The organism is Pseudomonas sp. PS01270, from assembly GCF_029959775.1.
In the GTDB taxonomy this organism is placed as follows: domain Bacteria; phylum Pseudomonadota; class Gammaproteobacteria; order Pseudomonadales; family Pseudomonadaceae; genus Aquipseudomonas; species Aquipseudomonas atacamensis.
Map to the genome: position 1 here is coordinate 18,290 of NZ_JASCPT010000074.1, position 9,691 is coordinate 27,980.

General features: G+C 60.8%; 6 protein-coding genes. 5 read left to right on the forward strand and 1 reads right to left on the reverse strand.

Going from position 1 to position 9,691, the window contains the following annotated elements:
* Nucleotides 1-209 precede the first annotated feature (209 nt).
* From hrpA to QMX86_RS18980, 4 genes are all read left to right on the forward strand, one after another.
* Nucleotides 210-4,121 (forward strand): ATP-dependent RNA helicase HrpA, encoded by a 3,912-nt coding sequence (hrpA, locus tag QMX86_RS18965; RefSeq protein WP_150742415.1) that lies wholly within the window; start codon nt 210-212, stop codon nt 4,119-4,121.
* 453 nt (nt 4,122-4,574) lie between these two features.
* Entirely contained in the window at nt 4,575-5,696 is a 1,122-nt protein-coding gene (locus QMX86_RS18970) for a beta-ketoacyl-ACP synthase III (protein WP_282384663.1), read from the forward strand.
* A gap of 135 nt (nt 5,697-5,831) precedes the next feature.
* Nucleotides 5,832-6,443 (forward strand): sigma-70 family RNA polymerase sigma factor, encoded by a 612-nt coding sequence (locus QMX86_RS18975; RefSeq protein WP_041478829.1) that lies wholly within the window; start codon nt 5,832-5,834, stop codon nt 6,441-6,443.
* Complete coding sequence (locus QMX86_RS18980; protein ID WP_073472892.1) at nt 6,437-6,676, forward strand: zf-HC2 domain-containing protein; 240 nt, start codon at nt 6,437-6,439, stop codon at nt 6,674-6,676. Before QMX86_RS18975 ends, QMX86_RS18980 begins: the two co-directional genes overlap by 7 nt.
* Nucleotides 6,677-6,853: 177 nt before the next feature.
* Here the strand turns inward: QMX86_RS18980 and QMX86_RS18985 are convergent, their stop codons facing one another.
* Nucleotides 6,854-8,176, reverse strand: a complete 1,323-nt coding sequence (locus QMX86_RS18985; protein WP_016771204.1) for a putative porin — start codon at nt 8,174-8,176, stop codon at nt 6,854-6,856.
* Between the two features lie 281 nt (nt 8,177-8,457).
* Here QMX86_RS18985 and QMX86_RS18990 point away from each other — a divergent pair, with 281 nt between their 5' ends.
* Nucleotides 8,458-9,582 carry a GNAT family N-acetyltransferase gene (locus tag QMX86_RS18990; RefSeq protein ID WP_282384657.1) on the forward strand — a complete coding sequence of 375 codons (1,125 nt, stop codon included), beginning with the start codon at nt 8,458-8,460 and terminating at the stop codon, nt 9,580-9,582.
* The last annotated feature ends 109 nt before the right edge of the window (nt 9,583-9,691 follow it).

The following is a 9,691-nucleotide window of genomic DNA, read 5'->3' on the forward strand; positions in this document are numbered from 1 at the left end:
AGGGGATTTATCCCCGATGGGGTGCGAAGCACCCCCAAAACCATTCAACTAAGACGCTTCAGATCGACGTTGATATCCAGTCGGCGACTGCTGCGCAGCCGATCGGGGATAAATCCCCTCGCCACAAGAGCACCTCACAGTCGTGTTCGGTGCCGCAAATCTGCGACAATCCGCCCCCTGCATAAATAGACGACCGAATTGCCTACCCGATGACCGACGAATCGCCCTCCATCGACAAACTGCTGAAAAACCTCGATCACGCCATGCTCGCCGACCGTCACCGGCTGCGGCGGCAGTTGCTTGAACTGCGCAAGAAACCCGACGAGGCCAAACTGGCCCAGTGGGTGACGCGCATGCAGGCATCCTGTGATCAGGTACTGGCGCGTCGCGCGAGCCTGCCGGTGATTCGTTACGACGACAGTTTGCCGATCGCGGCCAAGCGCGACGAAATCAAAAAGGCCCTGGAGCAACATCAGGTGCTGATCATCGCTGGCGAAACCGGTTCGGGCAAAACCACCCAGTTGCCGAAAATCTGCCTTGAAATCGGTCGTGGCCAGCACGGTCTGATCGGCCATACCCAGCCGCGTCGGATCGCCGCGCGCAGTGTCGCCAGTCGCGTCGCCGAAGAACTCGGCACGCCGCTTGGAGCGCTGGTCGGCTATCAGGTGCGCTTTGAGGATCAAAGCGATGCCAACACCCTGATCAAACTGATGACCGACGGCATTCTGCTGGCGGAAACCCAGAACGACCGTTATCTGGAACGCTACGACACGATCATCGTCGACGAAGCCCACGAACGCAGCCTCAACATCGACTTCCTCCTCGGCTATCTGAAAACCCTGCTGCCACGCCGTCCCGACCTCAAGGTCATCATTACTTCGGCGACCATCGATCTGGAGCGCTTCTCCAAGCACTTCGATGACGCGCCGATCGTCGAAGTATCGGGCCGTACCTTCCCGGTGGAAACCTGGTATCGACCGCTGACGCTGGAGCAGGACGAGGAGGGCAACCGGGTCGAGGATGACCTGACCGTCGATCAGGCGATTCTCGCCACCCTCGACGAAATCGCCGCCTACGAGCGCAGCGAACGGCGCAGTCCCGGTGACGTACTGGTGTTTTTGCCCGGCGAGCGCGAGATTCGCGATGCTGCCGACATGCTGCGCAAGGCCCAGCTCAAGCACACTGAAATCCTGCCGCTGTACGCGCGCCTGTCGCCGGCTGAACAGCAGCGGATTTTCCAGTCGCATCCGGGCCGCCGCGTGGTGCTGGCGACCAACGTCGCTGAGACTTCGCTGACCGTACCGGGCATTCGCTATGTGATCGACAGCGGCACCGCGCGCATCAGTCGTTACAGCTATCGGGCCAAGGTTCAGCGCTTGCCGATCGAAGCGATTTCCCAGGCCAGCGCCAATCAGCGTAAAGGTCGTTGCGGGCGGGTCGAGCCGGGTATCTGCGTGCGTTTGTACAGCGAAGAGGACTTCCTTGGGCGCCCGGAATTTACCGATCCGGAAATTCTGCGCACCAACCTCGCCGCCGTGATCCTGCAGATGCTCCATCTGCGCCTCGGTGAAATCACCGCGTTCCCGTTTATCGAACCGCCGGACGGCAAGGCAATCAGCGACGGTTTCAACTTGCTGCAAGAACTGTCGGCGGTGGATCGCAACAGTCAGCTGACGCCGCTCGGTCGCCAGTTGGCGCGGTTGCCGGTCGACCCACGCATGGGCCGCATGCTCCTGGAAGCGGCCAGGCTTGGCAGTCTGCAGGAAGTGCTGATCGTCGCCAGCGCCATGTCGATTCAGGACCCGCGCGAGCGTCCACCGGAGCGTCAGCAAGCGGCGGATCAGGCCCATGCGCAATGGAAGGATCCGGATTCGGACTTCGCCGGGCTGGTCAATCTTTGGCGTGGTTTCGAAGAGCAACGTCAGGCGCTGACCGCCAATCCGCTGCGCAACTGGTGCCGGAAGAATTTCCTCAATTACCTGCGCTTGCGCGAGTGGCGTGACTCTCATCGCCAGTTGAGCCTGATCTGCCGCGACATGCAGCTGAGCCTGAACAAAGAGCCGGCGGATTATCCGAAGCTGCACAAAGCGGTGCTGGTCGGCTTGCTCAGCCAGATCGGCCAGAAAACCGAAGACGGCGATTACCTCGGCGCGCGGCAGCGGCGCTTCTGGATTCATCCGTCGTCGGGCATCGGCAAGAAGCGCCCGCAGTGGCTGATGACCGCCGAACTGGTGGAAACCACCAAGCTTTACGCGCGCATGGTCGCCAAGATCGACGCCGACTGGATCGAACCGCTGGCCGGGCACCTGATCAAGAAAAACCACTTCGAACCGCACTGGGAAAAGAAGCGCGGCCAGGTCGTCGCCTACGAGCAGATCACCCTGTTCGGCCTGATCGTCGTCGGTCGTCGTCCGGTGCATTACGGCCCGGTCGATCCGGTGGTATCCCGTGAGCTGTTTATCCGCGAAGGCCTGGTGCGCGGCGAGATTCAGTCGCGGGCCAAGTGCCTGAGCGCCAATCAGAAACTGCTCGAACAGCTCGACGAACTGGAAGCCAAGGCTCGCCGTCGCGACATTCTCGCCGACGAAGAAACCCTCTACGCCTTCTACGATGCGCGTCTGCCGGCGGAGATCCACCAGACCGCGACCTTCGACAGTTGGTACAAGGTCAACAGCCAGAAAGATCCGCAGCTGTTGATCATGCGCGAAGAAGACGTGTTGGCCCGCGAGGCCAGCGAAGTCACCGCCCGCGATTACCCGGACACCCTGCACATCGGCGATCTGGAACTGGCGCTGACTTATCATTTCGAACCCAATCACCCGCGTGACGGCGTGACCTTGCGCGTGCCGGCGCCGCTGCTGCCGATGCTGCCGCCGGAGCGTCTGGAATGGTTGGTACCGGGCCTGATCGAGGCCAAGTGCATTGCTCTGGTGCGCAACCTGCCGAAAGCCCTGCGCAAGAACTTCGTGCCGGTGCCGGACTTCATCAAGGCCGCGTTGCAGCGCATGACTTTCGCCGAAGGTTCGCTGCCGCAAGCGCTCGGTCGCGAGCTGCTGCGCATGACCGGCGCGCGGGTCAGCGATGAAGCGTGGGCGGAAGCGGCGCAGCAGGTTGAGAGCCATCTGCGCATGAACCTGGAAATCGTCGATGGCCAGGGCAAGTTCCTTGGCGAAGGCCGCGATCTGGCTGAGTTGACTGCACGCTTCGCCGAAGCCAGCCAGGCCGCGCTGGCGGTGCCGCAGAGTGCGAAAAGTCAGCAACCGGTCGAGGCAAAAGTCTTTGCCCCGGTAGCAGAAAAGACCCAGCAGAAGATCGCCGGGCTGTCGATGACGGTGTACCCGGCGCTGGTGGAAGAGGGCGGCGCGGTCAAGGAAGGGCGCTTCTCGACTCCGGCCGAAGCCGAGTTCCAGCATCGTCGCGCCTTGCAGCGCTTGCTGATGCAGCAACTGGCCGAGCCGGCGAAATTCTTGCGGGGCAAGTTGCCCGGGCAGACTGAACTGGGCTTGCTTTATCGTGAGCTGGGCCGGGTCGATGCGTTGGTCGAAGACATTCTGCTGGCCAGCCTCGACAGCTGCATTCTCGAAGGCGAAGACCCGTTGCCCCGGGATGGCGCCGGATTGGCGGCACTGGCCGAGCGCAAACGCGGCAACTGGACCGAGCACGCCGAGCGTGTCGCGCGGCTGACGCTGGAAATCCTCAAGATCTGGCACGGTCTGCAAAAACGCTTCAAGGGCAAGATCGACCTGGCGCAAGCAGTGGCACTCAACGACATCAAGCAGCAGATCGGCAATCTGGTCTATCCGGGTTTCGTCCGCGAAACGCCGATGCAGTGGCTCAAGGAGTTGCCGCGTTACCTGAAAGCGGTCGAGCAACGTTTCGAGAAACTCGGTGCGCAGGTGCAGAAGGATCGGGTCTGGAGCGGCGAACTCGCTGGCCTGTGGGCGCAATACCAGACCCGCGCGGCCAAGCATGCGCAGGAAGGCAAGCGCGATCCGCAGTTGGAGTTGTACCGCTGGTGGCTGGAGGAATACCGCGTGTCGCTGTTCGCGCAACAGTTGGGCACCAAAGTGCCGATCTCGGACAAGCGCCTGAGCAAACAGTGGAGCCAGGTCGAGCCCTGACCTGCCGCCATACACAATCCCTCTGTGGAAGCGGTCTTTGTGGCGAGGGGATTTATCCCCGTTGGGTGGCGAAGCCGCCCCAAAACCTGCAACCTCGGTTCATTGATCGTTCCCAAGCTCTGCGTGGGAATGCCTCTGGGGACGCTCCGCGTCCAGTGACGCGGAGCGTCACGGGCTGCATTCCCACGCGGAGCGTGGGAACGATCATCAAAAGATCGCAGCCTTCGGCAGCTCCTGCAGGGATCGAGTTGAGCAGGAGAAAGGCGCCAAAACTCTGGGTTTATGGCAAACTTCGCCACCATAATCCGCCGTTTCGCGACCCAGAGCCTTCGGCCGTGTCGCGCTGCGGAATAAAACGATGCCAGGTTTGCGTCCCCCGGATGGGAATAGACCCTTTGCGTGTTGGTACGACGGTTCCAGCACTTTCTGCCTGAACAGATTAGAGAAACGACCATGCATAATGTCGTCATCAGCGGCACCGGCCTGTACACACCGGCCAACAGCATCTCCAACGAAGAGCTGGTGCAGTCTTTCAATACCTACGTCGCCCAGTTCAACGCCGATAACGCCGAGGCCATTGCCAGCGGTGAAGTCCAGGCCCTGACCGAATCCAGCGCCGCGTTCATCGAAAAGGCCTCGGGCATCAAGAGCCGCTTTGTCATGGACAAGGACGGCATCCTCGATCCGCAACGCATGGCCCCGCGCCTGCCCGAGCGTTCCAACGATGAATGGTCGGTGCTCTGCCAGATGGCCGTTGGCGCTGCCGAACAAGCCCTGCAACGAGCCGGCAAAACCGCCGCCGACATCGACGGCGTGATCGTCGCCTGCTCCAACCTGCAACGCGCTTACCCGGCCATCGCCATCGAAGTCCAGGAAGCGCTGGGCATTGAAGGTTTCGGTTTCGACATGAACGTGGCGTGTTCTTCCGCCACCTTCGGCATCCAGGCCGCCGCCAACAGCGTGCAACTGGGCCAGGCGCGGGCGATCCTGATGGTCAACCCGGAGGTCTGCACCGGGCACCTGAACTTCCGTGATCGCGACAGCCACTTCATCTTCGGCGATGCCGCGACTGCGGTGATCATCGAACGCGCGGATCTGGCGACCTCCGAGTACCAGTTCGACGTGGTCAGCACCAAATTGCTGACCAAGTTCTCCAACAACATTCGCAACAACTTCGGCTTCCTCAACCGAGCGGCGGAAGAGGGCATCGGTGCCCCCGACAAGCTGTTCGTGCAGGAAGGCCGCAAGGTGTTCAAGGATGTCTGCCCGATGGTCGCCGAGCTGATTGGCGAGCACCTGGAAGAGAACCAGCTCAACGTCGGCGACGTGAAGCGTTTCTGGCTGCACCAGGCCAACCTGAGCATGAACCACCTGATCGTGCGCAAGCTGCTCGGCCGCGAAGCTACCGAAGAAGAAGCGCCGGTGATTCTCGACAGCTACGCCAACACCAGCTCGGCCGGTTCGGTCATCGCTTTCCACAAATACCAGGATGATCTGGCCTCGGGTTCGCTGGCGGTGCTCAGCTCCTTCGGTGCCGGTTACTCGATTGGTAGCGTGTTGCTGCGCAAGCGCTGAAACAGGTTAATTTCCCCTTAATCGCGTCGATCTTTCCTACATCCGAAGCGATTGAAACGCTGTAATTTTTCGGACGTCGCGGCAGGTCAACACCTGCCGCGTTCATTTTCGAAGTCCGGACAAGGGGATTGATGGATGGCGGCTGACGACACCCAACTGCTCACGCGCCTGCTGGCGGGTGAGCAAAAGGCTTTCAAGGAACTGGTCACCACATATCAGAGCGCCATGCGCGCGGTGGCTTACGCGATTGTCGGCCAGCGTCATGTCGAGGAAGTGGTGCAGGATGCCTGGCTGTCGGTGGTGCGCCATCTGGCCAGTTTCGAAGGCCGTTCCAGCCTCAAGACCTGGTTGCTGACCATCACCGCCAATTCGGCCAAGAGTCGCTACAAGCTCAATCGCCGGGAAGTCCTGCTCGACGACCTGCCATCACCTCACGGCACCATCGGTGACGATCGATTTTCCTCGAGCGACGGTCACTGGCTGGTCGCGCCATTTGCCTGGCATCAGGACACCCCAGAGGCGCTGCTCACCGAAAACGAACTGCGCGAATGCCTCGAACACACGTTGCTGAGTCTGTCCGAGTTGCAGAGCAGTGTCCTGCTGTTGCGCGAGCGCCAGGGCCTGGAGCTGGAAGAGATCTGTAATCTTCTGGAGATCTCGCTCTCCAATGTCCGCGTGCTGCTGCACCGGGCACGCTTGAAGGTCTTCGCGACCGTGGAACATTTTGAGGAGACAGGAGAATGTTGACCTGCAAGGAGCAAGTGGCACGATCCAGCGATTATCTCGATGGCCAACTGAGCTTTCGCGAGACGCTGATGGTGCGTCATCACCTGTTGTTCTGCCGCAACTGCCGGCGCTTCATGCGGCAGATGCGCGTGATGCAGGCAACCCTGAAGGCGCTGCCGGAAAAACCGGACGAGAACGTCGATGCCTTGGCCGAACGCTTGGCCGAGCAACGACGGAGAGACAACCCCCTGTAGGAGCTGTCGAGTGAAACGAGGCTGCGATCTTTTGATCTTGTTTTCAGGATCAAGATCAAAAGATCGCAGCCTTCGGCAGCTCCTACAGGGGGTTTTTGCATCCTGCAGAAATAACCCGGTGCGGGTGAAACGAACGGATGATGGGGATCGTCCCGCCCGCACCGGGCTATTACTTTGTTAGAACTTCGCTTCAGCATCCAGCTGCAGGGTGTTGGCATCTGCATCGCGCTGGCTGCGGCTGGCGAAGTCGGCCTTGGTCAGGAAGTACGTGGCGCCGACGGCGAAGTTCTTGTCGATGTCGTAACCGACCTTGAACTTGTGCCCGCGCGAACCGGTGGTGCCGTTGGCAAAGTCGGAGTCGGTGAAGGCGCCGACCACGGCGTTGCGCTGCACGTCGCGATAGTTGTAGTCGAGGTTAAAGCCGAACACTTTCGACTTGGCGCCGAGCAACCATGCGGTGTCCTGATCGGTCACGGCATCGTTGTTCTTCACGTACTGGCCGTAGAACGACAGCGGCATTGGCAGGCCGCCGATGTCGATCTGGCTGAACCCTTCATACAGACGGAATTCGTTGTCGGCCGAGTTGCCGTTGACTGCCAGCGCGCACGGCGTCGAGGTGCCGGTGCAGCGGCTGTCATCGTCATTCTGGTAAGCGTAGACGCTGCCGCCGACGGTCATCTTCAGGTTGTCAGTGATGTTGAAACGGCTGCCCAACTGGCCAGCGGTCAGGCGCAGGTCGTGGCGGAATTGCACGCCGTCGCCGTCAACGTTGTCCTTGAGGTTGTAGTTACCCAGGCTGCCGAACAGTTCGGCGCTGCCGCCCAGTGGGTATTTGTAGGTAACGGCCAGACCTTCCGGGTTGATGTCGCTGTCCCAGATCACGTCGCCCATGCTTACCCATGGTTGCAGCATCTTGCCGCCGATCACGTGCAGGTTCTTGATCTGATCCGGGTGATAGTCGATGTAGCCGAGGTCGAGCCAGATCTGCTTCTTGTCGAAGTAGTTGTCCTGATCCTGGTTGGTCGAGCGCGCGTCGTCACCGCCGCCGGTGGCGATACGGATGCCGGTGTCGACTTGCGGGTTGATCTCGGTATAGGCGCCCAGACGCGCACGGATACGCTGGCGATCCTTGTCGCGGCCGCCGTTGTTCGGCTCGCCGTCGATCTTGATGGTTTCCTGACGGATACGGACGTCGCCCTTGAACTGGGTCTTGGCCGCCCAGGCCAGTTTCTGATCGAACAGGCTCTGTTCGTTGGTCTTCTTCGCGACCGCCGCCACTTGTTCGTTGGTTTCCTGCTGCGCCTGTTGGGCGATTTGCTGAGCCTTCTGATCCTTGGCCAGTTCTGTTTGCAGCTCGATGTACTGCGCCTGGGAAATCGACCCGTTGGCCTTGAGCATGTCGAGCAGTTTGGCGTCGACTGCAGCACTGGCCGGAACGCTCATGGCCAGCAACAAGCCGCCGCACAGGGCCGCTGCAGTTTTCGTGGAAGCAAGACGCATAGCAATCTCCGAAGATGAAGGGGATGGCTGAACCATCCTGGGCACAACCGGCCTGAAGGCCGGAAAACTGTGTCCGGGTTAGAACCCGGCGCTCTAAAAACAGGCGCCAGTATCGCGATGGTTTATGACAGAGCGGTGGCACAGTGATGGCAGGTTGATGACGATGCGGATCAGGCGTGAACTATCGAGTTAGAGCGCTGTCGGCCGATTGAGCGTGTGCAACGGGGTCGCGATCAGCGATACTCGCCGGGCTTTGTCGCCAAGCTGTGGAGTGCCAGTGAATGCCGTTGCAACGCCTGCAAGACCTGTCAGAAATCGCCCCGGCAAGCTGGGATGCGCTGGTGCCGGACAACCAGCCGTTCCTGCGTCACGCCTTCCTCAGCGCGCTGGAAGACAGCGGCAGTGTCGGCTCGCATACAGGCTGGCAGCCGGAGCATTTGCTGCACATCGAAGATGATCGACTGATCGCCGCACTGCCCAGTTATCGCAAGTGGCATTCCTACGGCGAGTACGTCTTCGATCACGGCTGGGCCGACGCCTGCGCGCGTGCCGGCATCGATTACTACCCCAAGCTTTTAACGGCTGTGCCATTCAGTCCGGTGAGCGGCCCGCGCCTGCTGGCGGCCAGTGTCGAAGACGGTTTTGAACTGCTCAAGAGCCTGCCCGGCTACCTGGAAATCGAAGGGCTTTCCAGCGCGCACATCAATTTCACTGACCCGTTCACCGACGCGGCGATGGCCGAACAACCGGGCTGGCTGCAACGCATTGGCTGTCAGTATCACTGGCAGAATCGCGGTTACCGCGACTTTCAGGATTTTCTCGACGCCCTCAGCTCTCGCAAGCGCAAGCAGATGCGCAAGGAACGCGAGCAGGTGGCGGGGCAGGGCTTTGAGTTCGAGTGGTTGGAGGGGCGTGAGCTGGGCGAGGCGCAGTGGGATTTCGTGTACGCCTGCTATGCCAACACCTACGCGGTGCGGCGTCAGGCGCCATATCTGACGCGCGAGTTCTTCAGCCTGCTGGCCGAACGCATGCCCGAAGCGATTCGCGTGGTCTTGGCCAAACAGGGCTCCCGGCCGGTGGCGATGGCGTTCAGTCTGGTCGGTGGCGACAGTTTCTACGGGCGTTATTGGGGCTGCCTGGCCGAGTTTGATCGGCTGCATTTCGAGACGTGTTTTTATCAGGGCATGGATTACGCGATCGCCCATGGCATCCAGCGTTTCGATGCCGGGGCGCAGGGCGAGCACAAATTGATTCGCGGGTTTGAACCGGTGATCACCCATTCCTGGCACTACCTGCGCCATCCGGGGCTGAAAACGGCGGTGAAGGATTTCCTCCAGCAAGAGCGCGCCGGGGTTCTGGCCTATGCCGAAGAGGCCCGGACAGCGTTGCCCTATCGCCAAACCTAGTTCCAGATCCCCTGTGGGAGCGAGCCTGCTCGCGAAAGCGTCGGGTCAGTTGACGAATTTGTCGCTGATCCATCGCCTTCGCGAGCAGGCTCGCTCCCTCAGTTTTTTA

Coding starts and splice junctions, on each gene's coding strand:
- hrpA (WP_150742415.1), top strand. CDS start 210: ATGACCGACGAATCGCCCTCCATCGACAAACTGCTGAAAAACCTCGAT.
- QMX86_RS18970 (WP_282384663.1), top strand. CDS start 4,575: ATGCATAATGTCGTCATCAGCGGCACCGGCCTGTACACACCGGCCAAC.
- QMX86_RS18975 (WP_041478829.1), top strand. CDS start 5,832: ATGGCGGCTGACGACACCCAACTGCTCACGCGCCTGCTGGCGGGTGAG.
- QMX86_RS18980 (WP_073472892.1), top strand. CDS start 6,437: ATGTTGACCTGCAAGGAGCAAGTGGCACGATCCAGCGATTATCTCGAT.
- QMX86_RS18985 (WP_016771204.1), bottom strand. CDS start 8,176: ATGCGTCTTGCTTCCACGAAAACTGCAGCGGCCCTGTGCGGCGGCTTG.
- QMX86_RS18990 (WP_282384657.1), top strand. CDS start 8,458: ATGCCGTTGCAACGCCTGCAAGACCTGTCAGAAATCGCCCCGGCAAGC.